Annotated in this window: 22 protein-coding genes; 15 read left to right on the forward strand and 7 right to left on the reverse strand. The window is 72.1% G+C overall.

The window, feature by feature from the left end; translation table 11 throughout:
- On the forward strand, positions 1–894 hold an 894-nt coding region (locus AC3WLN_RS13715), incomplete at its 5' end, for a methyl-accepting chemotaxis protein (RefSeq protein ID WP_492482042.1).
- A 59-nt stretch (positions 895–953) separates the two neighbouring features.
- On the opposite strand, the gene AC3WLN_RS13720 is transcribed toward AC3WLN_RS13715, so the two are convergent.
- Entirely contained in the window at positions 954–1,208 is a 255-nt protein-coding gene (locus AC3WLN_RS13720) for a hypothetical protein (RefSeq protein WP_492482044.1), read from the reverse strand.
- Between the two features lie 201 nt (positions 1,209–1,409).
- Positions 1,410–2,429 (reverse strand): gamma carbonic anhydrase family protein, encoded by a 1,020-nt coding sequence (locus tag AC3WLN_RS13725; RefSeq protein ID WP_492482046.1) that lies wholly within the window; start codon positions 2,427–2,429, stop codon positions 1,410–1,412.
- A 151-nt stretch (positions 2,430–2,580) separates the two neighbouring features.
- Here AC3WLN_RS13725 and AC3WLN_RS13730 point away from each other — a divergent pair, with 151 nt between their 5' ends.
- Both AC3WLN_RS13730 and AC3WLN_RS13735 read left to right on the forward strand, forming a co-directional pair.
- Positions 2,581–3,057 (forward strand): molybdenum cofactor biosynthesis protein MoaE, encoded by a 477-nt coding sequence (locus AC3WLN_RS13730; RefSeq protein ID WP_492482048.1) that lies wholly within the window; start codon positions 2,581–2,583, stop codon positions 3,055–3,057.
- 148 nt (positions 3,058–3,205) lie between these two features.
- Positions 3,206–4,423, forward strand: coding sequence for an AI-2E family transporter (locus AC3WLN_RS13735; RefSeq protein ID WP_492482050.1), 1,218 nt, complete (start codon positions 3,206–3,208; stop codon positions 4,421–4,423).
- A gap of 12 nt (positions 4,424–4,435) precedes the next feature.
- Here AC3WLN_RS13735 and AC3WLN_RS13740 read toward each other — a convergent pair whose 3' ends face one another.
- Positions 4,436–5,314: a site-specific tyrosine recombinase XerD gene (locus AC3WLN_RS13740; RefSeq protein WP_492482115.1), complete on the reverse strand. Its 879-nt coding sequence runs from the start codon at positions 5,312–5,314 to the stop codon at positions 4,436–4,438.
- 101 nt (positions 5,315–5,415) lie between these two features.
- A complete protein-coding gene (locus AC3WLN_RS13745) occupies positions 5,416–5,568 on the reverse strand; it encodes a hypothetical protein (protein ID WP_055946764.1) in 153 nt (50 codons plus the stop codon).
- 226 nt (positions 5,569–5,794) lie between these two features.
- Between AC3WLN_RS13745 and AC3WLN_RS13750 the strand changes: the two genes are divergently transcribed.
- The 5 genes from AC3WLN_RS13750 to AC3WLN_RS13770 all read left to right on the forward strand — a co-directional run bounded on the left by AC3WLN_RS13750 (position 5,795) and on the right by AC3WLN_RS13770 (position 10,402).
- Positions 5,795–6,451 carry a shikimate kinase gene (locus tag AC3WLN_RS13750; RefSeq protein WP_463771864.1) on the forward strand — a complete coding sequence of 219 codons (657 nt, stop codon included), beginning with the start codon at positions 5,795–5,797 and terminating at the stop codon, positions 6,449–6,451.
- A complete protein-coding gene (aroB, locus tag AC3WLN_RS13755; RefSeq protein WP_492482053.1) occupies positions 6,448–7,566 on the forward strand; it encodes a 3-dehydroquinate synthase in 1,119 nt (372 codons plus the stop codon). Before AC3WLN_RS13750 ends, aroB begins: the two co-directional genes overlap by 4 nt.
- Positions 7,563–7,706, forward strand: a complete 144-nt coding sequence (locus AC3WLN_RS13760; RefSeq protein WP_492482055.1) for a hypothetical protein — start codon at positions 7,563–7,565, stop codon at positions 7,704–7,706. The genes aroB and AC3WLN_RS13760 overlap by 4 nt, the downstream gene beginning before the upstream one ends.
- 80 nt (positions 7,707–7,786) lie before the next feature.
- Positions 7,787–9,082, forward strand: coding sequence for an HlyC/CorC family transporter (locus AC3WLN_RS13765; protein ID WP_492482057.1), 1,296 nt, complete (start codon positions 7,787–7,789; stop codon positions 9,080–9,082).
- Between the two features lie 150 nt (positions 9,083–9,232).
- Positions 9,233–10,402 carry a GGDEF domain-containing protein gene (locus tag AC3WLN_RS13770; protein ID WP_492482059.1) on the forward strand — a complete coding sequence of 390 codons (1,170 nt, stop codon included), beginning with the start codon at positions 9,233–9,235 and terminating at the stop codon, positions 10,400–10,402.
- Between the two features lie 6 nt (positions 10,403–10,408).
- Here AC3WLN_RS13770 and AC3WLN_RS13775 read toward each other — a convergent pair whose 3' ends face one another.
- Positions 10,409–11,326, reverse strand: a complete 918-nt coding sequence (locus AC3WLN_RS13775) for a peptidylprolyl isomerase (protein WP_492482061.1) — start codon at positions 11,324–11,326, stop codon at positions 10,409–10,411.
- Between the two features lie 611 nt (positions 11,327–11,937).
- Between AC3WLN_RS13775 and secA the strand changes: the two genes are divergently transcribed.
- The 4 genes from secA to AC3WLN_RS13795 all read left to right on the forward strand — a co-directional run bounded on the left by secA (position 11,938) and on the right by AC3WLN_RS13795 (position 16,675).
- Positions 11,938–14,832 carry a preprotein translocase subunit SecA gene (secA, locus tag AC3WLN_RS13780; RefSeq protein WP_492482063.1) on the forward strand — a complete coding sequence of 965 codons (2,895 nt, stop codon included), beginning with the start codon at positions 11,938–11,940 and terminating at the stop codon, positions 14,830–14,832.
- A 2-nt stretch (positions 14,833–14,834) separates the two neighbouring features.
- On the forward strand, positions 14,835–15,242 hold the full coding sequence (locus AC3WLN_RS13785; protein WP_492482065.1) for a GNAT family N-acetyltransferase: 408 nt from the start codon (positions 14,835–14,837) through the stop codon (positions 15,240–15,242).
- A 236-nt stretch (positions 15,243–15,478) separates the two neighbouring features.
- Complete coding sequence (locus tag AC3WLN_RS13790; RefSeq protein ID WP_492482067.1) at positions 15,479–16,219, forward strand: cell wall hydrolase; 741 nt, start codon at positions 15,479–15,481, stop codon at positions 16,217–16,219.
- A 147-nt stretch (positions 16,220–16,366) separates the two neighbouring features.
- Positions 16,367–16,675 (forward strand): hypothetical protein, encoded by a 309-nt coding sequence (locus AC3WLN_RS13795; protein ID WP_492482069.1) that lies wholly within the window; start codon positions 16,367–16,369, stop codon positions 16,673–16,675.
- Between the two features lie 127 nt (positions 16,676–16,802).
- On the opposite strand, the gene AC3WLN_RS13800 is transcribed toward AC3WLN_RS13795, so the two are convergent.
- Together AC3WLN_RS13800 and ispG are read right to left on the reverse strand one after the other, a co-directional pair.
- Complete coding sequence (locus AC3WLN_RS13800) at positions 16,803–18,755, reverse strand: potassium transporter Kup (RefSeq protein WP_492482071.1); 1,953 nt, start codon at positions 18,753–18,755, stop codon at positions 16,803–16,805.
- A gap of 204 nt (positions 18,756–18,959) precedes the next feature.
- Entirely contained in the window at positions 18,960–20,267 is a 1,308-nt protein-coding gene (gene ispG, locus AC3WLN_RS13805) for a flavodoxin-dependent (E)-4-hydroxy-3-methylbut-2-enyl-diphosphate synthase (RefSeq protein WP_492482073.1), read from the reverse strand.
- Between the two features lie 345 nt (positions 20,268–20,612).
- On the opposite strand from ispG, the gene AC3WLN_RS13810 reads away from it, so the two are divergent.
- From AC3WLN_RS13810 to AC3WLN_RS13820, 3 genes are all read left to right on the forward strand, one after another.
- Positions 20,613–21,725: a patatin-like phospholipase family protein gene (locus AC3WLN_RS13810; protein ID WP_492482075.1), complete on the forward strand. Its 1,113-nt coding sequence runs from the start codon at positions 20,613–20,615 to the stop codon at positions 21,723–21,725.
- Between the two features lie 57 nt (positions 21,726–21,782).
- Positions 21,783–22,397, forward strand: coding sequence for a sigma-70 family RNA polymerase sigma factor (locus AC3WLN_RS13815; protein ID WP_492482077.1), 615 nt, complete (start codon positions 21,783–21,785; stop codon positions 22,395–22,397).
- Between the two features lie 125 nt (positions 22,398–22,522).
- Entirely contained in the window at positions 22,523–23,317 is a 795-nt protein-coding gene (locus AC3WLN_RS13820) for an anti-sigma factor family protein (protein ID WP_492482079.1), read from the forward strand.
- Positions 23,318–23,396 lie beyond the last annotated feature (79 nt).

Here is a 23,396-nt window from a genome sequence, read left to right on the forward strand (position 1 = left end):
CTCGAGGAGGAGACGGTCCTGGCGCGGGCGGGGGCGGAGGCGCAGCGCCAGGCGGCGATGCGGGCGATGGCGGATAGCTTCGAGGGGGCGGTGGGCGGCATCATCACCATGGTGACGAGCTCGGCCACCGAGCTGCAGGCCACCGCCCAGAGCATGGCCGGCACCGCCACCCAGACCGCCAACCAGTCCACCAGCGTGGCGGCGGCCGCCGACGAGGCCGCCTCGAACGTCAACACCGTGGCGGCGGCGGCCGAGGAGCTCGGCTCGTCGGTCCAGGAGATCGGGCGCCAGGTCAGCGCCTCGGCGGCCATGGCCCAGACGGCCGTGACGGAGGCCGCCCAGACGGCGGCCTTCGTGCAGACCCTCAACACGGCGGTGGCGCGCATCGGCGACGTGGTGACGATGATCACCTCGATCGCCGGCCAGACCAACCTGCTGGCGCTCAACGCCACCATCGAGGCGGCCCGGGCGGGCGAGGCGGGCCGGGGCTTCGCCGTGGTGGCGGCGGAGGTCAAGGAGCTGGCCAACCAGACGGCCCGGGCCACCGAGGAGATCGGCGGGCACATCGCCCAGATCCAGGGCTCGACGGGCCAGGCGGTGGAGGCGATCGGCGGGATCGCGGCGCGCATCCGCGAGATCAGCGGCGTGGCCACCTCGATCTCGGCGGCGGTGGAGGAGCAGGGGGCGGCCACCCAGGAGATCGTGCGCAACGTGGCCCAGGCGGCCATGGGCACGGGGGCGGTGACCACCAACATCGCCGGGGTGGCTGGGGCGGCCGAGGAGACGGGGGCGGCGGCCGCCCAGGTCCTGGGCGCGGCCTCCGAGCTCTCGCGCCAGTCCGAGCATCTCAGCGCCGAGGTCCAGCGCTTCCTCGCCACCGTGCGCGCCGCCTGAGCGGCGACGAGGACGATCGGATAAAAAAGGGCCCGGAGCGATCCGGGCCCTTCGGCCTCTCAGCGGCCGGCGGGGGCGCCGGGCGCGACGTCGGTCAGGCCGGGGGCCGGACGGACGGTCGAGCCCGTGGTCGGGACCCGGTCCTGGGCCGGCGCGGTGTCGGCGGGAGCGCCGTACTGGGAGGCGTTCCGCGCGCCGTTCTGCTCCAGCTCCTGGGCCGGCGCGTTGTTGGCCGAGCCCGGGCCGCTGCCGGCGGCGAGGGCGGCGCCCCCGAGGGTGAAGGTCGCGATGACGGCGAGGGTGACGGCTTTCATGGGGAACTCTCTGCGGGGGCGTCGGGGGCAGACAACGTCCCTTCGACGACAGGTGTTCCCGGGGCCGAGGGGGCGGCGACTTCGTGCCTCGCGCCGCACGGGTGCCGTGCGATCGCCCCGCGCTCCCGGTCTCACGCGATCCCTGAGAGCGGCGTCACCGGTGCCCGCCGTGACCTTCGGGCCGCCGAGGGGAGGCCCGTCTCAAGCCAGGGCCGCTTCCGCCTGCCGGTAGGCCACCCCGTGGGCCACGTAGCCCTCGACCACCCGGGCCATCATGGCGCGCTTCTCCGCATCGAGGGGGCCGAGGATGCGGGCCGGGCGCCCGCCCCAGAGGTGGCCGCCCTCCAGGAGCTGGCCCGGATCGGTGGCGGCGCCGGCGGCCAGCAGCACGTCGTCGGCGATCACGGTGCCGGGCGCCACGACGCAGCCGATGCCGATCAGGCTGCGCGCGCCGATGCGGCAGTCGGAGAGCCGGACGTTGTGGCCGACCGTGGTGTCGCGCCCGAGCACGACGCCCTCGCCGCGGCTGCGGATGACGCTGTTGTCCTGGATGTTGGTGTTGGCCCCGACCACGATGGGGCCGACCTCGGCATGGAGCTCGCAGGAGAACAGCACGGTGGAGCCGGCGCCGAGGGCGATGCGGCCGCGCAGGCGCGCCGTGCGGGCGACGTAGACGCTGGGATCGGGCTCGGGCTCGTCGGCGGCCGGGGGCGTCGGCAGGTCGCCGGAGGCCTCGCGCAGGCGCTCCGCCTGCTCGGCGATCTCCGGCAGGCTGATCGCCCGCACCGCCTTGGCGGGGCTGCCCGCATAGGCGAAGCCGGCGGCCAGATGCGCCCTCGGGAACACGGTGGCCCCCGCCTCGATCAGCACGCCGCTCTCCACGCGCGCGCTGTCGAGCACGATCACGTCGTCCTCGATCACCACGTCCGAGCCGACGGTGCAGGCATGCACCACGGCGTTGCGGCCCACCGTCACCCGGTCGCCCACCAGGGTCGGGTGGGTGTTGGTGGCGATGTGGACGGTGGAGCGGTGGCCGAGCCAGAAGCGCTCGCCGATGACGATCCGGTCGCCGTCGGCGCGGATGACGCTGTGGTCGCCGAGCCAGGCCTGGGCGCCGAGGGTGGCGTCGCCGATCACCGTGCTCGCGCGCCCGCACCAGACCGGACGGGCCGAGAAGACCGGCAGGACGCCGTCATGGGGCAGGATCAGCTCTGGGGTCACGGCGGAAAACGTCCTTCGGAATCCCGGTGGCGTCGCCGGGCGTTCGGGGGCATAGAGCGCCCGTGCCCGTGAGGGCAGGTTCGCCGGGCCTCGTCAAGAGTGTGCCGCCCGGAAAGGCGGCTCCGGGCCGGGGCCGTTCCGAGGGAAGTCCATGCCCGACGTCAGCATCCAGAGCGCGCCCTTCGACCCGGGCACCGAGATCGCCCGGTTCACCGAGGAGTTCGGCGGCCGGGCCGGGGCCATCGTCACCTTCACGGGCCTGTGCCGCGACGAGGGCGGCCGCCTCACGGGGCTCGAACTCGAGCATTACCCCGGCATGGCCGAGGCCGAGATCGGCCGGGTGGTCGAGACCGCGCGCACCCGATGGCCGCTCCACGGGGTCCGGGTGATCCACCGCCACGGGCTCGTGGCGCCCGGCGAGGGCATCGTGCTGGTGGTCACCGCGTCGAGCCACCGGATCGCGGCCTTCGAGGCGGCCAGCTTTCTGATGGATTACCTCAAGACCCGGGCCCCGTTCTGGAAGCGCGAGCACCTCGCCGACGGCAGCACCGGCGGATGGGTCGAGGCGACGGAGGCGGACGACCAGGCCGCGGCCCGCTGGGACGCGACGACCGCCGGGCCGGCCTAAGGCGGCGCGGGGCCGTCCGGCGACGGAACCCGAGCTGCGCTGGCGACATCCTTTTGCAGGAGGGGTCGGGCGCTGGGCGGCCGGACCCGCCCGGAAATCCGTCCGATGTCCGCGTGCCCGATCGGCACGCCAGGAGCCCAACCCGTTCATGGCCATTCCCTTCCTCAGCGCGGAGCCCGCCGGCCCGCGCCCGCGCGACTGGTCCCTTGCCGTCTCCGGCATCGCCGTCGTGGCCTTCATCGCCGTCCTGGCGCTCGCCTGGATGGCGGCCTCGACCCTGCTCCTCGTCTTCGCCGGCATCCTGCTCGGCGTCTTCCTCGACGGGCTGACGCGCCTCCTCGGCCAGGTGATGCCGGGAAGCCGGGGCCTGCGCCTCAGCCTCGTCAGCCTCGTGCTCGCCGGCCTGACCCTGGCCCTCATCGCCTTCGGCGGCGCCACCATCGTGCAGCAGGGGCGGGACCTCGGCCAGACGGTGGCGGCCCAGGCCGGCACGGTGCGCGACCGGCTCAAGGATTACGGCATCGACGTGCCCGAGATCGCCCCCGGCAAGGGTGGCGAGAACAAGAGCGGCGAGAACAAGGGTGGCGAGAACAGAAGCGACGAGAACAAGGGTGGCGCCGATGGAACACCCAAGGGCGACGAATCCGGTGCGTCCAGCCAGAAGCCCGGCGGCCTCGCGGGCCTCGCCTCGGGGGCGATGAAGAGCCCCGGCTCCCTGCTGTCGGATGCCGGCAGCGTGCTCGGGCCGGCGGCCACCGTGGTGATCGGCCTGTTCAGCGCGCTGGGCAACGCCCTGGTCATCGTCTTCCTCGGCCTCTCGGTGGCGGCCGATCCGGGCGCCTACCGCGACGGCCTCGTGCGCTTCGTGCCGCCCGCGCACCGGAGCCGTGCCACCGCCCTCCTCGACGGCATGGGCGAGACCCTGCGCCACTGGCTGTTCGGCCAGCTCGTCACCATGGCGGTGATCTTCGTCTGCACCTGGGCGGGCCTCGCCTTCCTGGGCATCGGCGGCGCCCTCATCCTCGGCCTCCAGGCCGGGCTCCTGGCCTTCATCCCGACCATCGGCCCGCTGATCGCCGGCGTCGTGATCCTGCTCGCCTCCCTGGCCTCGGGCACCACGGCGCTCCTCGGGGCCCTCGGCGTCTATCTCGCGGTGCAGACCCTGGAGAGCTACGGGCTGACGCCCTTCATCCAGAAGAAGGCCCTCGACATCCCCCCGGCCACGATCTTCGCCGGGCAGTTGGTCCTCGGCGTGATCTTCGGCCTCTGGGGCATCGCCCTGGCCCTGCCGCTGATGGCGGTGGCGAAGGTGCTGCTGGCGCAGCTCTACATCGAGGACACGCTGCACGAGGCGGCGGAGGGCTGAAGCCCCCGGCCCTCACTCGTCCATCAGCGGGTGCAGGTCGCGGACCATGCTCTTCAGGCGCTCGTCGAGGACGTGGGTGTAGATCTGCGTCGTCGAGATGTCGGCGTGGCCCAAGAGCTCCTGCACGATGCGCAGGTCCGCGCCGTTCTGCAGCAGGTGGCTCGCGAAGGCGTGGCGCAGCACGTGCGGGCTGACCCGGTCGGCCCGGAGGCCGGCCGCGGCGGCCACGATCTTCAGGTCCCGGGCGAAAGATTGCCGGGTCAGGTGCCCGCTCTCGCTGTCGGCGGGAAACAGCCAGGGGCCGTCGGCGCCGAGATTCGCGAGGTGGTCGCGCATGGCGCTGCGGGCGATCTCCGTGAGCGGCACCAGCCGCCCGCGCCCGCCCTTGCCCCGGACCACGAGGTAGCGCTCCTTCGTGGAGGCCGCCGCCCGGGGCAGGGCGATGAGCTCCGAGACGCGCAGGCCCGTGGCGTAGAGGAGTTCGATCAGGCAGAGCAGGCGCGTGCCGCGCGCGTCGCCCGCCGCGCGCGCGCGCGCGACCGCGAGCAGCCCGTCGACCTCGGCCACCGACAGGACCTTGGGCAGGGCCCGCACCCGCCGCGGCCCGCCGATCGGCGCGCTGGGATCGTCCTCGGCGAGGCCCTCGGCGTAGAGGAAGCGGTGGAAGCCGCGGATGCAGGAGAGCCGCCGCGCGGCGGAGGCCGCCGAGAGGCCGCGCGTCTCGAGGTCGGCGAGGTAGGCGCGCAAGGGGGCGGCCTCCATCGCGACGGGGTCGTGCCCGCCCCGCGCCAGGGCGGCGAGGTAGTCGGCGAGGTCGCGCCGGTAGGCCGCGAGCGTGTTGGCGGCCGCGCCCCGCTCGGCGGCCAGCATGTCGAGGTAGTCGCGGATCAGGACCTCGCCAGGAGATCCTTCAACCGAAGCTCCTTCATCCGGAGCCCCTTCGCCCGCGGCGCGCGCGCCCGGCCCGGCCGGGGCTGGGACCGGCGCGCGCGTCACCGGTTCGGCGGCTGCAGCTTCGAGGCCGGGATGGTCACGCTCATCTCGCGCGGCGTCGGCACCACGAAGGTCGCGAGCGCGAACATCCCCGCGAAGGCGAGCCCGGCCAGGATGGCGAGGGTGGCGAGGAAACGGAACAGGGTCGGCACTCGGACGAACCTCGATCGTGCGGCGCTGGGGACGGGGCGCGCCTCGGGGGCCAGATGGCCTCGGGGGCCGGGGTAAGGCTGACGACAAGCTTGGGGTTGCATCACGCGCGGGCGCCGAAGGCAATGACTTCGGGGCCACAGGCGGCGCGGCATTCCGGTGCGCGCGCCGCGCCGGGCGCTTCGCCCCCACCGGAAAACGCGCTAAGACCCGCCCAACGATGTGTAGATGTCCGTGATGACCGAAGTCCCTCCTCAGGGCGGCGTTCCGCCCCCGGGCGAACCGCCGGGCGCCGCCTCCGGCGGCGAGCCGATCGAACTGCGCCTGCGCCGGGCCCTCGGGCACCGCTCGATCGTGCTCGTCGGCCTCATGGGGGCCGGCAAGAGCACCGTCGGCCGCCGGCTGGCCACGCGCCTCGGGCTGATGTTCAAGGATGCCGACAACGAGATCGAGACGGCGGCCAAGCTCACCATCCCCGACATCTTCGCGATCTACGGCGAGCCGAGTTTTCGCGACGGCGAGGAGCGGGTGATCGCCCGCCTGATGCGCGAGGGCCCCCTGGTGCTCGCCACCGGCGGCGGCGCCTTCATGCGCGAGACCACCCGCGCCCGCATCGCCGAGGGCGGCGTCTCGATCTGGCTGAAGGCCGAGCTCGACGTGCTGATGCGCCGGGTGCGCAAGCGCGGCGGGCGCCCGCTCCTCCAGACCGAGGACCCGGAGGAGACCCTGCGCCAGCTCATGGCCCAGCGCCATCCGGTCTACGCCACCGCCGACGTGGAGGTGATCTCCCGCGACGTCGCCCACGACCGGGTCGTCCAGGACGTCATGGAGGCCCTGGACGCCTATCTGAACCGTCCCTCGCAGACCGGAATCGCAGCCCAGTGACCGACCGCCGCACCGTGGCCGTGCCCCTCGACCAGGGGCGGGCCTACGACATCCTGATCGGGCGCGGCCTCCTCGACGAGGCCGGCCGGCACGTGGCCGCCCTCGGGGCGAAGGCGGCGGTGATCGTCTCCGACACCAATGTGGCCGCCCTCTACGGCGCGCGCCTGCAGGACGGCCTCGCGGCGGCGGGCCTGCGCTCGGGCCTCGTCACCGTGGCCCCGGGCGAGGCCTCGAAATCCTACGCCACCTACGCGGCGGTCTGCGACGGGCTCCTCGCCCACAGGGTCGAGCGCAACGACCTCGTGGTGGCGCTGGGCGGCGGCGTCGTCGGCGACCTCGCGGGCTTCGCGGCCGCCACCCTGCGCCGCGGCGTGCGCTTCGTGCAGGCGCCGACGAGCCTGCTCGCCCAGGTCGATTCCTCGGTGGGCGGCAAGACCGGGATCAACTCGCCCCACGGCAAGAACCTCATCGGCGCCTTTCACCAGCCCCGCCTCGTGCTCGCCGACACCGCCACCCTCGACACCCTGTCGGAGCGGGAGATGCGGGCGGGCTACGCCGAGGTGGCCAAGTACGGCCTCATCGACGACGCCGCCTTCTTCGACTGGTGCGAGGCGCACTGGGCCGGCATCTTCGCGGGCGGGCCGGAGCGGGACGAGGCGGTGGCGATCTGCTGCCGGTCCAAGGCCGGCGTGGTGGTGCGCGACGAGCGCGAGGACGGCGAGCGCGCCCTGCTCAACCTCGGCCACACCTTCGCGCACGCCCTGGAGCGGCTGACCGACTACGACTCCGCCCGCCTCGTCCACGGCGAGGCGGTGGCGATCGGGCTGGCCCTCGCCTTCCGCTTCTCCGCCCGCCTCGGCCTGTGCCCGGGCCAGGACGCGGGCCGGGTCGCCAACCACCTCGCCCTCGCGGGCCTGCCGACCCGGCTCCAGGCGGTGCCGGGCGGCTGCGGCGACGCCGACGCCCTGGTGGCGGCGATGGCCCAGGACAAGAAGGTCCGCGACGGGGCGCTGACCTTCATCCTGGCGCGCGGCATCGGCCGGAGCTTCATCGCGCCGGGCATCGACGGGGCCGAGGTCCGCGCCTTCCTGGATGCCGAGCTCAGCGCCGCTTGAGCGAATCCGGGACAGAGGACCCGCATCGCCGCATCGCCGCGCTGGAGGCCGAGGTCGCCCGCCTGCGCGGCGCCCCGGCGGGACAGCGCGAGACGGAGCTGCGCCTGATCACCGACGCAGCGAGGACCTCGTCGCCGTGACGCAAGAGGCGTGAATGGTGCAGCCCGCGCCGTGGTAATCAGGCGCTCGTCCGAAACGACACCCTCCGGCATCGGCGCGCATGGAACCCCATACCGATCTCTGGCTGGCCGCGAGCATCGTGGTGATCTCGCTCCTGCTCTCGGCCTTCTTCGCAGGGGCCGAGACCGCCTTCACGGCGGCCTCCCGGGCCCGCATGCTGGCCCTGGAGAAGGCCGGCGACGGGCGCGCCCGCCTCGTCAACGCCATCCTGGCGAGCCGCGAGCGCTTCATCGGCGCCATGCTCATCGGCTACAACATCGTGGCGATCGGCGCCTCGGCCTTCACCACCAGCGTGCTCACCACCCTGTTCGGCAAGAGCGGCGTCCTCTACGCCACCGGGGTGATGTCGGTCCTCGTCATCATCTTCGCCGAAGTGCTGCCCAAGACCCTCGCGATCAACAAGCCGGACAGCGCCGCCCTGGTCATGGCCCGCCCCGTGGCCTTCGCGGTGGCCCTGCTCGGGCCGGCGGCGCTCGCCATCGAGGCCCTGGTCCGCGCCATGCTCCGGCCCTTCGGCATCCGGATCGGCGAGCGCCAGACCATCCTCTCGGCCACCGACGAGATCCGCGGCCAGGTCGCCCTGCTGCATCGCGAGGGCGGGGTCGCCAAGGCCGAGCGCGACATGCTCGGCGGCCTCCTCGATCTGTCCGACCTCACCGTCTCGGAGGTGATGGTCCACCGCACCAAGATGCGCACCATCGATGCCGACCTGCCCTCGGAGGAGATCGTGCGCGCGGTGCTGGCCTCGCCCTACACGCGCATGCCCCTCTGGCGCGGCAGCACCGAGAACATCGTCGGGGTGCTGCACGCCAAGGACCTCCTGCGGGCCCTCGACGCCGCCGGCGGGGACGCCTCCGGCCTCAAGGTCGAGGCCCTGGCCCTGGAGACCTGGTTCGTGCCCGACACCACCTCCCTGCGCGACCAGCTCAAGGCCTTCCTCACCAAGAAGACCCACTTCGCCCTGGTGGTCGACGAGTACGGCGAGGTGATGGGCCTCGTGACCCTGGAGGACATCCTCGAGGAGATCGTGGGCGACATCGCCGACGAGCACGACGTGACCGTGTCCGGGGTGCGGCCCCAGGGCGACGGCTCGGTGCATGCCGACGGCAGCGTGCCGATCCGCGACCTCAACCGGGCGATGGACTGGGACCTGCCCGACGACGAGGCCACCACCATCGCGGGCCTCGTCATCCACGAGGCCCGGGCGATCCCCGACTCCGGCACGGCCTTCAACTTCCACGGCTTCCGCTTCCAGGTCCTGCGCAAGGCCCGCAACCGGATCACCGCCCTGCGGATCACGCCGCTCGGCCCCGGTCCTCGCAAGGCCGAACCGTGAGGACCCGCCGCGCCCGGATGTCGTCGATGCACATCGGGGGGTGGATCTGGGTATTCGCGATCATTTAGGATAACATCGGGGCGCGGTCGGCTGTCCCAGGGGGCAGGCGATGCCTGATCGTCGGACGAGCGAGGGGAGCGGAACCGACCGATGCTGCTCGATGCCTCGACCCTGCTGCTCGTGACCGTGATCCTGACCTTCATGGTCGGGAGCCTGTTCTTGCTGTCCTGGAGCCAGGCCCGCCACGTCCACGCCCTGGCGATCTGGGGCGTCGCCCACATCACCGGCGCGATGGCCTCGGCCCTGCTGGCCCTGCGGGGCGTGATTCCGGACTGGGTCTCGATCGGCGTCGCCAACGGCGTGATGATCGGAGCCTACGGGCTGATCTGGGCCGGGACCCGCGCCTTCGAGGGACGGCGCGCGCGCCTGGCGCCGATCGTCATCGCGGTGGGGTCCTGGTGCGTGGGCTGCCTGATCCCGGCCTTCTTCGCCTCGGTTCCGGCCCGGGTGATGCTGGCCTCCGGCCTCGCCGGCGGCTTCTGCTTCCTCGCCGCGCGCGAGATCTGGCGGGCGCGGGCCGAACCCCTGGTGTCGCGCTATCCCGGGGTCGCCCTGCTGCTGCTCTACACCTTCGCCTACTGGATCCGCGTCCCCCTGGCGGTCGTGGCGCCCCCGCAGGTCGGGCCGAACCCGCTGCAGACGCCCTGGCTGACGGTCCTGTGCCTGGCCGGGATGCTCTTCACCCTGGCGATCGCCTTCGTGTTCATGTCGCTGACGAAGGAGCGCGCGGAGCGCCTGCAGCGGCTGGCCGCCGAGACCGACGCGCTCACCGGCATCCTCAGCCGGCGCGCCTTCGTGGCCCGGGCGGAGGCCGCCCTGGCGGCGGGAGGCGACGTCACCCTGCTGCTGTTCGACCTCGACCACTTCAAGCGCATCAACGACCGGTACGGCCACGCGGTGGGCGACGGGGTCCTGGTCGGCTTCTGCCATACGGTGGCGGCGCTGCTGCCGGGCTCCGCGATCTTCGGGCGCATGGGCGGCGAGGAATTCGCCTGCCTCCTGCGCGGCGTGACCCCGGAGGAGGCCCTGGCCCAGGCCGAGTTCCTGCGCCGGGCCGTGGCCGCGGTCGCCGTGCCGGAACTGCCGCAGCTCGCGATCGGCGTCAGCATCGGCCTCGCGGCGCCGGAGGACGCCGCCGCGGCGCCCGGGCGCCGGCTCGACGCCCTGCTCAGCCGGGCCGACGCCGCGCTCTACCGGGCCAAGCGCGACGGGCGCGGGCGGACCGAACCCGCGCCGCAGGCGCTGCGCCGGGTCGCCTGAGGCCCCTTACGGCGCCTTCTGGGCCGGGGCGGGCGCCACGGCCGGGGCGGCGGCCGTGCGCTCGATCTTGGCGCCCTCGCGCAGTTTCAGGATCAGGTCCTGCTGCGCCTTGCGGGTGAGGTACTGGTCGACCTGCTCCCGCATCTCGTCGAAGGTCGGGACCGGCTTGGTGCGCTTCTCCTCGAGCTTGATCACGTGCCAGCCGAACTGGGTCTTGACCGGATCGGAGACCTGGCCCGGGCTCATCTTGAAGGCGGCCTCGGCGAAGGGGGCGACCATGCGCTCCTTGGTGAACCAGCCGAGATCGCCGCCCTCGGTCTTCGAGCCGGGGTCCTTCGACACCTCGGCCGCCACCCGGGCGAAGTCCTCGCCGCCCTTGATGCGCGCGGCGATCTTCCGCGCCTCGTCCTCGCTCTCCACGAGGATGTGGCGGGCATGCACCTCCTCCTCGGGCTTCATCGCCTTGACGGTCTGGTCGTAGAGGGCCTTGGCCGCCTCCGGCGTGGCCGCCTTCTTGGCCTCGCGCTCCAGGTATTCGTCGAGGAGGAGCTTGTCCCTGAAGTAGGCGAGCTTGCGCTGGAAGTCCGGCGAATCGCCGACCTTGGCGGCTTCCGCCGCCTGGGCGCCGACCTTGAGGTCGATCATGTAATCGACGAGCAGGCCCTTCTTCTGGGCGTCGTCGACGCCCGGCAGCGACAGGGCCGGGTCCTCGGACGCGATGGCGAGATCGCCCGCCGTGATCGGCGCCCCGTTCACCTTCGCCACCACGGTCTCGGGGGCGACCGGTGCGGCGGCCGGGGTCGCCGCGGGCGCCTGGGCCCGGGCGGAGGCCAGCGGCAGGCCGAGCGCCAGGACGACGGCGCCGGAGCGCAGGAGGCCGGAGCGCAGGAGACCGGGGCGCGAGAGGGACTTGATCAGCGTCATGGAGGCGTCCTTGGGAGCGCCGCCCGCGTCCCGGCGCGGGGCCGGCCGGAGGTCGTCGCATGGGGCGGTCGAGAGAGACGTGCGGCCGGGGCCGCGGTTTTTGCCGCGACATCAGGTGGCGCGTGCGTGCTCCGATGGCAAGACTTCGATGGCAAGCCCCCGATGGCAAGCGCGACCCGGCCGCGGAACGGTCGAATCCGGGCGCGGCGCCACGGTCGGGGCGGCGGGTCCGCCCGGGGGCGCCGTCCCGCCTCGCCCGGCGCGGGGCGATCACGATGCGGGGAGGTCCCGCCGCCGCCGCGGGCCGGCTCGCGGCGGTGTTCCCGGTATCCGGCATGGCCGTGACGGGCCGGTCGTCGCGCGCCGGATCGAAACGAAGCCCTGCCGCGTTTGCCGAGCGACGCCGGCGGTCGCCCGTCCTGTGCGCCCCTCCGGGCCCACCCGGACGCGCGGCCGCTCGGCCGCGCGCCTCCGCCCGGCGCCGACCCGGCCGCACCCCCATCCGGGTGTTGAGGCCGGGCCGGCTCTTTCGGATGCGCCGGCCCGTGTTTACCTCTATAAGCCCGGCCAACATTCGCCTTCAGACTTATTCGATCGACCGTAGGTTCACGATGCTCGGTGCCCTCGCCAAGAAGATTTTCGGCTCGTCCAACGACCGGCGCGTGAAGGGCTATCGTCCCCGTGTGGCCGAGATCAACGCCCTGGAGCCGCAGGTCGCCGCGCTCTCGGACGACGACCTGCGCGCCCGGACCGCGACGCTGAAGGCCGAACTCGCCGCCGGCAAGACCCTCGACGACATCCTGGTGCCGGCCTTCGCCACGGTCCGCGAGGCGGCCAAGCGCGTGCTCGGCCAGCGCCACTTCGACGTGCAGCTGATCGGCGGCATGGTGCTCCACGAGAGCGGCATCGCCGAGATGCGCACCGGCGAGGGCAAGACCCTGGTGGCGACCCTGCCGGTCTACCTCAACGCGCTGTCGGGCCTCGGCGTCCACGTCGTCACCGTGAACGACTACCTCGCTGCCCGCGACGCGGAGTGGATGGGCCGGGTCTACCGCTTCCTCGGCCTCTCCGTCGGCACCATCGTGCACGGCCTCGACGACCAGCAGCGCAAGGAGGCCTACGCCGCCGACATCACCTACGGCACCAACAACGAGTTCGGGTTCGACTACCTGCGCGACAACATGAAGTACGAGCTTAGCCAGCTCTCGCAGCGGGGCCACAACTACGCGATCGTCGACGAGGTCGACTCGATCCTGATCGACGAGGCGCGGACCCCGCTCATCATCTCCGGCCCGGTGGACGACCGCTCCGAACTCTACGTCTCGGTCGACGCGCTGATGCCGCATCTGGAGCGCGAGCATTACGACCTCGACGAGAAGCAGCGCACGGTCTCGCTGACCGAGAGCGGCAACGAGTTCGTCGAGGACCTCCTGCGCGGCGCGGACCTGCTCAAGGAAGGCGACCTCTACGACGCGCACAACGTCTCCCTGGTCCACCACGTCAACCTGGCCTTGCGCGCCCACACCCTGTTCACCCTGGACAAGGACTACATCGTCAAGAACGACGAGGTGGTGATCATCGACGAGTTCACCGGCCGCATGATGCAGGGCCGGCGCTACTCGGAAGGGCTGCACCAGGCGCTTGAGGCCAAGGAGCGGGTGACGATCCAGCCCGAGAACCAGACGCTGGCCTCGATCACCTTCCAGAACTACTTCCGCCTCTATTCCAAGCTCGCCGGCATGACCGGCACCGCCTCCACCGAGGCGGACGAGTTCGCCGAGATCTACAAGCTCGAGGTGGTCGACATCCCGACCAACAAGGCGGTCGAGCGCGTCGACGAGGACGACGAGGTCTACCGGACGGTGGCCGAGAAGTACGACGGCATCATCGCCGAGATCGAGAAGGCGCATGCGCGCCACCAGCCGATCCTGGTCGGCACCGGCTCGATCGAGAAGTCGCAGCATCTCGCCGAGATGCTGGTCAAGGCCGGCTTCCGCCAGCTCGACTACTCGGACCCCAACGCCCTGACCGACGTCTACGCCGCCGCCCGCGAGGGCCGGGTGACGAAGCGCTTCGCCGTGCTGAACGCCCGCTTCCACGAGCAGGAGGCCTACATCGTCGCCGAGGCCGGCGTGCCCGGCGCCATCACCATCGCGACCAACATGGCCGGCCGCGGCACCGACATCAAGCTCGGCGGCAACGTCGAGATGCGGGTGGAGAAGGAACTGGCGGGCGTGCCCGAGGGGCCGGAGCGCGACGCGAAGGTCGACGCCATCAAGGCCGAGATCGCCGAGAACCGCGACAAGGTGCTGGCCTCGGGCGAGCCGGCGGACCCGGCCGCGGGCCGCAAGGTCGCCCTGCCGGGCGGCCTCTACATCATCGGCACCGAGCGCCACGAATCCCGCCGCATCGACAACCAGCTGCGCGGCCGCTCCGGCCGCCAGGGCGATCCCGGCCGCTCGAAGTTCTACCTGTCGCTCCAGGACGATCTGATGCGGATCTTCGGGTCCGACCGCATGGACGGCATGCTGACCCGCCTCGGCCTGGAGCAGGGCGAGGCGATCATCCACCCCTGGATCAACAAGGCCATCGAGAAGGCGCAGCAGAAGGTCGAGGCGCGCAACTTCGACATGCGCAAGAACGTGCTCAAGTACGACAACGTCATGAACGACCAGCGCAAGGTCGTGTTCGAGCAGCGCCGCGACTTCATGGGCCAGGACAGCGTGCGCGAGACCGTGGACGAGATGCGCCACGGCGTGGTCGACGATCTCGTGGCCGTGCACGTGCCCGAGAACGCCTATGCGGAGCAGTGGGACATCGAGGGCCTGCGCGAGCAGGTCCAGATAGTGCTCAACCTCGACGTGCCGGTGGAGGACTGGGCCAAGGAGGAGGGCATCGCCGACGAGGAGATGCGCGACCGCCTGCGCCAGGCCGCCGACGAGGCCTATGCCCAGCGCACCGAGAAGAACACGCCGGAGGTGATGACCTATGTCGAGAAGCAGGTGCTCCTGCAGACCCTCGACCACCTCTGGCGCGAGCATCTCGTCACCCTGGACCACCTGCGCCAGGTGGTGGGCTGGCGCGGCGTCGCCCAGCGCGATCCCCTCAACGAGTACAAGTCCGAGGCGTTCGAGCTGTTCAACAGCCTGGTCGCGTCCTTACGCGAGCAGGTCACCCAGCAGCTCTCGCGCATCGAGATCATGTACGAGGAGCCGCCGGCGGAGGGCGCGGACAACCCCTTCGCGCAGCCCGGCCTGCCGCCGATGTTCGCCCAGCACCTCGATCCCGTCACCGGCGAGAACGAGATGGCGGGCAGCGGTACCGGCAGCGACGGCGGCGCGGGCCCCGCCTACGGCTACGCCGCCCGCGAGATGGCCACCGACACCGCCGTCCTCGAGCGCGACCCGGACGATGCCGCCACCTGGGGCCGCGTCGGGCGCAACGAGCCGTGCCCCTGCGGTTCGGGCAAGAAGTACAAGCACTGCCACGGGACGCTGACGGCCTGAGCGTGGCGGAGGTCGCCTACGGCCTCGAACCGGACCTCGACGCGGAGGCGTTCCGCCGCGTCCTGATCGATTCGGGCCTTGCCCCGCGACGCCCGGTCGAGGACCTGCCGCGCCTCGCCCGGATGCTGGCCCAGGCCGACCTCGTCGTCACCGCCCGGCGGGACGGCGACCTCGTCGGGGTCGCGCGCACGCTCACCGATTTCGTGTTCTGCGCCTACCTCTCCGACCTAGCCGTGAGCCGCTCGGTCCAGGGCCTCCGGATCGGCCAGGGCCTGATCGCGGCCACCCGCGCGGCGCTCGGGCCGCGGGCCTCGCTCCTGCTGACGGCCGCCCCCGGGGCCGTCAGCTTCTACGATCACATCGGGATGCCGCGGGTGGCGGACGCCTTCCGCTACGACCGCGAGGCCTGACGCGGCGCGCCGGCCTCGCCGCCTGGAAAACGCCGCCACTGCCCGAAAACGAACCCATTTGGTGGTCAAGCCATATGGATACGCTTGAGGGAGTGGAGCGAGACGGCATGCAGGAAATCCGATCGGCGACGACGCTGCCTCTCCTTGGTCTTCTCCTGGCGGTTCCGGCTCTCGGTGGTTGCAATACCTATGCGGGTGCACCCAACACGACGGGCTCGACGCTCGCAGCCAAGCCGGTGTCTGTCACCGATGAGGAGCGCGACTGTCTCGGTCGGGCGATGTACTTCGAATCGAATCGCAGCGACCCCGAGGGTCTGCTCGCCGTCGGCACGGTGGTGATGAACCGGCTCGAGGCCGCCGCCTTCCCCAATGGGGGAATCTGCGCCGTGGTCGGCCAGCCCCGGCAATTCGCGCCCGGCGTCCTGACGAAGAAGATGGACGAGAAGAGCCTGCAGACGGTCGCCGAGGTGACGGATGCCGTCCTCGACGGCCAGCGCCACCCGAAGGTCGGCCGGGCGATGTACTTCCACACCGCCGGCCTGCGCTTCCCCTACAACAACATGCACTACGTGGCGGTGGCCGGCGGCAACGCCTTCTACGAGAAGCGCAAGCCCGGTGCCGTCGAGCAGGCCGAGCCGCCCGCGCGCACCACCGTGCTCGCCTTCGCCTCCGCCGAGGCCCCCGCCGCACCGACGATGCCGGTGAGCGCGGCCCCGGTCTCTCCCGCCGCAGCGCCGGCCTCGATCGCCCCGGCCGCGACCGCGCCGGTTGCCGCGACGCCGGCCGCGTCGGCGCCGACCCCTCGCCCGGCTCCGATCCGCACCGCGCGGGCCGTCGAGGAGAAGACGGCGCCCGTCGCCGAGGTGCCCGTCGCGAAGGCGCCGAAGGCGCCCCGCAGCCGCCTCGCCCTGACGCCGGCCGCCCTGGCTCCGCCGCCGCCGGTCCCGCCGACCGTCCTCAACCTGCCGAGGCCGTGAGCCGACGCCCGGGGCCACCGCTCCGGGTCGCCGAGCGGTCTCCGGCGCGCCGCCGGTTCCGGCACCCCGCGTGCCGCTTTCGGTCGCGGGGACCGGCGCGACCCTCGCCCTATCTCGGATCGTGCCCGCCCGTCACCGAAGGTCACGATGAACATGCTTCGTCCGCTCGCCCACCTCGCCACGGCCTGCACGCGCGCGATCGTGCGTGCCCTCACCGCGGGCTTCGATGCCCTGGCGGGTCCGGTCGGGCGCCTGAACGACCGCGTCGAGGCCCATCTGCGCGATCGGACAGCCTTGCTCAGGGCCTATTACGCCCGTCCCGCGAACCGGCAGGCCGCGCCGCTGCCCGTCCTCGACGGACCCGTCGACCTGGCGCTGCGCGGCGGGACCCGCGAGACCGGGTCCGGCCGGCCGCCAGCGGCCACGCAGCCCGCGCCCTCATCGGCCGTGGCGTGAGCCCGGTGCCGCACGGCGCAATCGGCTGATCCCCGCCTCGCGCGGCGGTCTCGCCCGGACGCGGTCAAGGTTGCCCGAGGGCAATCGCCGATACGGCCCGGCCCGGAACGACCCCCCGGAGCGGCCCCTACACGGTCACCTGGGTGCCCACCTCGACCACGCGGCCGGTGGGGATCTGGAAGAAGTCCGTGGCGTCGTTGGCGTTCTTGGCCAGGGTGATGAAGATCCGGTCCTGCCACAGGGGCATGCCCGAATGGGCGGCCGGGCGGATCGAGCGGCGCGACAGGAAGAACGACGTCGCCATGATGTCGAACTTGAAGCCCTGCTTGCGCAGCAGCGTCAGGGTCCGGGGGATGTTCGGCGTCTCCATGTAGCCGAACTTCATCACGACCTTGTGGAAGTGCGGGCCGATCGGCTCGATGTGGATGCGGTCGGCCTCCGCGGCCCGGGGCGTGTCCACGGTCTCGACCGTGAGCACGACGTTCTTTTCGTGCAGCACCTTGTTGTGCTTGAGGTTGTGCAGCAGGGCGGCCGGCGCGATGTAGGGGTCGCTCGTCAGGAACACGGCCGTGCCGCGCACGTGGTGCGGCGGGCTCTTCTCCAGCATGCTGACGAGCTCGGTCAGCGGCACGTCGGTCTTGCGGGTCTTGTTGATGAGGATGCCGACGCCGCGCACCCAGGTCCACATCATCACGATCAGGGCGCCCGCGAAGAGCAGGGGCACGTAGCCGCCCTCGAACACCTTCAGCATGTTCGACAGCAGGAACAGGAACTCCACCGCCGCGAAGGGCAGGATCGCGAGGCCGGCGGCCCAGGGCGACCACTTCCAGGTCTTCCACAGCACCAGGAAGGCGAGGCTCGCGGTGATCAGCATCGTGCCCGTCACGGCGATGCCGTAGGCCGAGGCCAGGGCCGCCGAGGAGCGGAACAGCACGGCCAGGATCACGACGCCGACCATCAGGAGGGCGTTGATCTGCGGCAGGTAGATCTGGCCCGAATGCGATTCGGAGGTGTGGCGGATCTCGAGGCGCGGCAGCAGGCCGAGCTGGATCGCCTGGCGCGACAGGGAGAAGGCGCCGGTGATGACGGCCTGGCTCGCCGTGACGGTGGCGGCGGTGGCGAGCAGCACCATCGGCAGCAAGCCCCATTCGGGCACGAGCTGGAAGAACGGATCGGTGGTGTCGGGCTTCGACAGGACCAGGGCCGCCTGGCCGAAGTAATTCAGCACGAGGCAGGGGCCGACGAGGCCGAGCCAGGCGATCTGGATCGGCCGGCGCCCGAAATGGCCGAGATCGGCGAACAGCGCCTCGGCCCCCGTCACCGCGAGGAACACCGCGCCGAGGGCCACCAGGGCGCCCGTGCCGTGCCCCAGGAGATAGTGGACGGCGTAGTACGGGTTGAGGGCCCAGAACACGTCGGTGTTGGCCGCGATGTGGGGCAGGGCGGCCAGCGCCATCGCGGCGAACCACACCGCCATGATCGGCCCGAAGAAGGCCGCGACCTTGCTGGTGCCCCGCACTTGGATGAGGAACAGCGGCACGATGATCGCGATGGTGATCGGCAGCACGTAGGCGTCGAAGGCCGGGGTGACGAGCTTCAGGCCCTCCACCGCCGAGAGCACCGAGATCGCCGGCGTGATGATGGCGTCGCCGTAGAACAGCGAGGCGCCGAGCAGGCCGAACATGAACACCACCCGGGAGCCGCCCAGCGCCGTGCGGGCGAGCGCCATCAGCGAGAGGATGCCGCCCTCGCCGTTGTTGTCCATCCGCATCAGGATGACGACGTACTTGATGGTGACGATGAGGACGAGCGCCCAGAGGATGAGCGAGGCGACGCCGAGGACCTCCTCGCGCAGCAGGATGCCGTCGGCGCGGGCGGAGACCAGGGCCTCCCGGAAGGCGTAGAGCGGACTCGTCCCGATATCGCCGTAGACCACGCCGATGGAGCCGAGGATGAGGGTCCAGAGGCTGGCCGGCGCGTGGGCGCGGGCGGTCTCGGCGGCCCCGTCGGCGACGGGGGGCGGGCTGCCGGCTCCCTCGGGTTTGGCGGCGGGCGCGCTCGAAGGGGCGGTCTGCGTCATTCGGCTCGATCGAGGCTCGTTGCGAGCCCAACGTCTCGCGGCGCGGCGTCAAGCTGCGCACGGGAACGCCGGGGCCGGCTCCGACGAAGTCGGCCGGCGGGGGACGGATGCGTTCACGCTACCATGCGGCGCAGCATGCGAGAACGACAACCTGTCCGAAGGCCGCCGTTCCGTCGCAGGGACCCGCGCCGTCCGGGTCGGTCGCTACTCGGCGGCGGTGCGGGCGCCCGAGCCGAAGCGCCGCTCGATGTAGTCGGTGACCACGGTCTCGAAATCCTTGGCCAGGGTCGGCCCGCGCAGGGTCATGGCCTTCTTGCCGTCGATGAAGACCGGGGCGGTCGGGGTCTCGCCGGTGCCCGGAAGCGAGATGCCGATATCGGCGTGCTTCGATTCCCCGGGGCCGTTCACGATGCAGCCCATGACCGCGACGTTGAGGCCCTCGACGCCCGGATAGGCCTTCTTCCACTCCGGCATCGAGGTGACGATCCAGCTCTGGATGTCGCGGGCGAGCTCCTGGAACGTGGTCGAGGTGGTGCGGCCGCAGCCCGGGCAGGCCGCGACGAGGGGCACGAAGGTGCGGAAGCCCATGGTCTGCAGCAGTTCCTGCGCGGCCTTCACCTCCACGGTGCGGTCGCCGCCCGGCTCGGGGGTCAGCGAGTAGCGGATGGTGTCGCCGATGCCTTCCTGCAGCAGCACGCCGATGGCGGCGGAGGCGGCCACCAGGCCCTTCGAGCCCATGCCCGCCTCGGTCAGGCCGAGATGGATGGCGAAGTCGGAGCGGCGCGCCACCTCGCGATAGACCGCGATCAGGTCCTGCACCGCCGAGACCTTGGCCGAGAGGATGATCTTGTCCTTCGACAGGCCGAGGTCCACGGCGCGCTCGGCCGAGGTGAGGGCCGATTGCACCATGGCCTCCCGCATCACCGCGCGGGCGTCGATCGGCCGGGGCAGCTTCGCGTTCTCGTCCATCAGATGGGTGAGGAGCGCCTCGTCGAGGGAGCCCCAGTTCGCGCCGATGCGCACGGTCTTGCCGTAGCGGATCGCCTGCTCGATGATCGTCGAGAACTGGGTGTCCTTCTTCTCCTTGAAGCCGACATTGCCCGGGTTGATCCGGTACTTGGCCAGCGCCTCGGCGCAGGCCGGATGGTCGGAGAGGAGCTTGTGGCCGATGTAGTGGAAGTCGCCCACCAGCGGCACGTGCACGCCGATGCGGTCGAGGCGCTCGCGGATCTTCGGCACCGCGGCCGCGGCCTCGTCGCGGTCGACGGTGATGCGCACGAGCTCCGAGCCCGCCCGCGCCAGCTGGGCCACCTGGGCCACCGTGCCGTCGATGTCGGCGGTGTCGGTGTTGGTCATCGACTGGACGACGATCGGCGCGCCGCCGCCCACCGTGACCGCGCCCTCGCCGGACCCGATGGTGACGCCGACCGTGCGGTGCCGGGGGCTCGGGCCTGCGATCTCGGGGCCGGAACCGCTGATCGGATTGACGGGGGTCGCGTCCATGATGTCCATCGTTGACTGTGCGCTCCGAGGAACGTCCGCCGGTGACCGTACCGCGCCGGCCGGGGCCGGTCGGCGGCGTTCCGATGCCGCGAACTCTACGCCCTCGATCGTTTAGCTGAGATGACGGCGGGCGGGCGTCAAGCCCGCTGCGTCACCCGGCATCCCGGGCGGCCCAGCGAGCACGCTGATCGGTTTCGGCTTCTCCCATGTCCCATCCGGGCGTCGATGTCGAGTTTCGGGCGACCGGCGGGGGGCAGGGCTGCGTGACGGACAGGGAACCGCTGCCGCTTCGCACCTGTTTGTGGCCTTGCGGCATCATATATTGCGTTGCAGCATCACCATCGGGAGATTCGCATGCTCGATCCGCACAAGGAACCGGCGATCGATTCGCTCATCGACGTCCCCGTCGAGCACGACCTGCCGATGCAGCCCGCCGCCGGCACCCGCGTGATCGCGGGGCCGCGGGCGGAGAAGACGGTGGCCCTCGCCCTGCAGGGCGGCGGCGCGCACGGGGCCTTCACCTGGGGCGTGCTCGACGCGCTGATCGAGGATGGGCGCCTCGGTTTCGAGGCCATCACCGGCGCCAGCGCCGGGGCCATGAACGCCGTCGTGATGGTCGATGGCTGGCTCGAGGACGGCCCCGCCGGCGCCCGCCGCGCCCTGGAGCGGTTCTGGCGGGAGGTCAGCCTCGACGGGGACCTCTGGCCGGCCCAGCGCCGCGCCTTCAGCGGCCTGTTCGAGTTCTGGTCGAACAACCCCGTCGCGGAGTTCTGGAGCCGGGCGCTGAGGATCAGCCCCTACACGTCGAATCCCCTCAACTACAATCCGCTGCGCAAGGTTCTGGCGGCCCAGGTGGATTTCGAGCGCCTGCGTGCGGCCGAGACGGCGTCGATCTTCGTGTCCGCCACCAATGTCTGGACCGGCAAGCTCGCGGTCTTCGAGCGCGCGACCCTCGACGTCGATCACCTCATGGCCTCGGCCTGCCTGCCGACGGTGTTCCAGGCGGTGGAGATCGACGGCGTGCCGTACTGGGATGGCGGCTACCTCGGCAACCCGCCGCTCTATCCCCTCTATCGCGGCGCCGAGACCCGCGACATCGTCCTGGTCCAGATCAACCCGGTGGAGCGCCGCGAGACGCCGCGCACGCCGCAGGAGATCCAGGACCGCCTCAACGAGATCACCTTCAACGCCAACCTGATGCGCGAGCTGCGCGCCATCGACTTCGTCGATCACCTGATCGCCGAGGGCGTGCTCGGCCGGGGCGAGTACCGCTCGCAATACGTCCACCGCATCGACGGCACCGGGGCCCTCGACGAGTACCAGGCCTCCTCGCGCCTCGATGCCCGCTGGCGGGTGTTCGAGCGCCTGCGCGACAAGGGCCGCGGCGCGGCCCGGGCCTGGATCGCCGAGAACTACGACCAGATCGGCCGGCGCTGCACCCTCGACCTCGAGGCGACCTACCGCTGATGCGTTTGTGCGCCGGGCGGCTGGATTAAGGGCCCGGGTTCGTGCGTTGATGCCTGTATGACGACCGAACCGAACCGGCCCGGCCCCGCCGCCATCGTCGACCTGCTCGTGCCGCTGCGGCGCTACGCCCGGGCCCTGACGCGCGACACCCTGCGGGCCGACGATCTCGTGCACGACGCCCTGGTGCGGGCCCTCGAATCGGGCCAGGCGGCGCGGCCGAACACCAATCTGCGCACCTGGATGATGACGGTGCTGCACAACGTCTTCATCGACGAGCAGCGCCGGAAGCGGGTCGAGGCCCGCCACGCCGACACGCTGGTCCAGATGGGCGAGGAAACGGCGCCCCCGGCCCAGGAGGCCCAGGTCCGCCTGGCTCAGATCCGCCGCGCCTTCCTGACCCTCCCGGAGGAGCAGCGCGCCGCGCTTCACCTCGTCACCCTGGAGGGCATGGCCTACGCCGACGCGGCCGCCGTGCTCGGCATTCCCATCGGGACGCTGATGTCGCGGCTCGGCCGGGGCCGTGCCGCCCTGCGGGCCTTCGAGGAGGGCGAGCGGCAGGGCGGCGGCGTGGCCGAGCGGCGCCAGCGCCTCGCCGCCGAGCGACCGCGCCTGCGCCTCGTCGCCCAGGACGATCCGGACGCCGCGCCGCGCCGGGCCGTCGGCGACACCTGAGTTTGGGAAGACCCGACAGTTTGGAAGACCGGGACGGAGCGCCGGCGACAGGCCGATCCGTCCCCAGCGCGGCCGGGACTCCTTGTCCGGGGACGCGCCCCCTGTATCCGACCGGAGCCGACGCCATGGAACACACTGCGATGATCGATCCGATCACCGAGAACGACCTCACCGCCTTCGTGGACGGGCAGCTCGACGGCATGCGCCGCCTCGATGTGGAGGCGCATCTGGCGCGCAACCCCGAGACCGCCGCGCGGATCATGGCCGAACTGCATGACCGCGATGCCCTGCGGCAGGCCTTCGCCATCGTTCCGGGCCCGGGACCGGAGCGCAACCGGGCTGCCGCGCGCCGGCTCGACCGCAGCCTGGCCTGGCGCCGGTTCGGCGACCGCCTGCGCCGGGCCGCCGTGATCGCGCTCCTCGTCGGCACCGGCTGGCTCGCTCATTCGGACGGCCCCTTCCTCGGCGTGCCGGACACCTTCGCCTCCCCCGTCGACCCGGCCCTGGTGGCGGATGCCCGCCACGCCCGCGAGGCGGCGCAGGTCCGCGCCCGCATCGCCGCGCAGCGGGGCAGCCAGACCCAGCCCTACGACCGTGCCGGCATCGCCGCGGCCACCGGCATCGCCCTGCCCGACCTGCCGTCCGACTGGACGGTGCGCGACGTGCAGGTGGTGCCGGCCCGGCACGGCACCGGCATCGAGGTGATGATCGACGCGGGCAAGCTCGGCGAGGTCTCGCTCTTCGCCACCCGCAACCTCGACGGACACGTCGCCCCGAGCGAGGTCACGAGCCCCGGCGACGGCGAGACGGCCTACTGGACCGCGGGCCGCTCCGCCTATGCCCTCAGCGGCGGGCACGACCATGCGGGTCTCGAGACCGCGGCGCGCAGCCTTGCCGGCCGGACCGCGACGAAGCTCTGACCCGGCGTCGGGCCGGAGCGGCCCGCGCCCTCTTGCGACCAGCGTGCCCCGAGGGCGGCGAGGGCCGTGAGCGTCAGGG

This window comes from Methylobacterium sp. FW306-05-D (assembly GCF_058782155.1).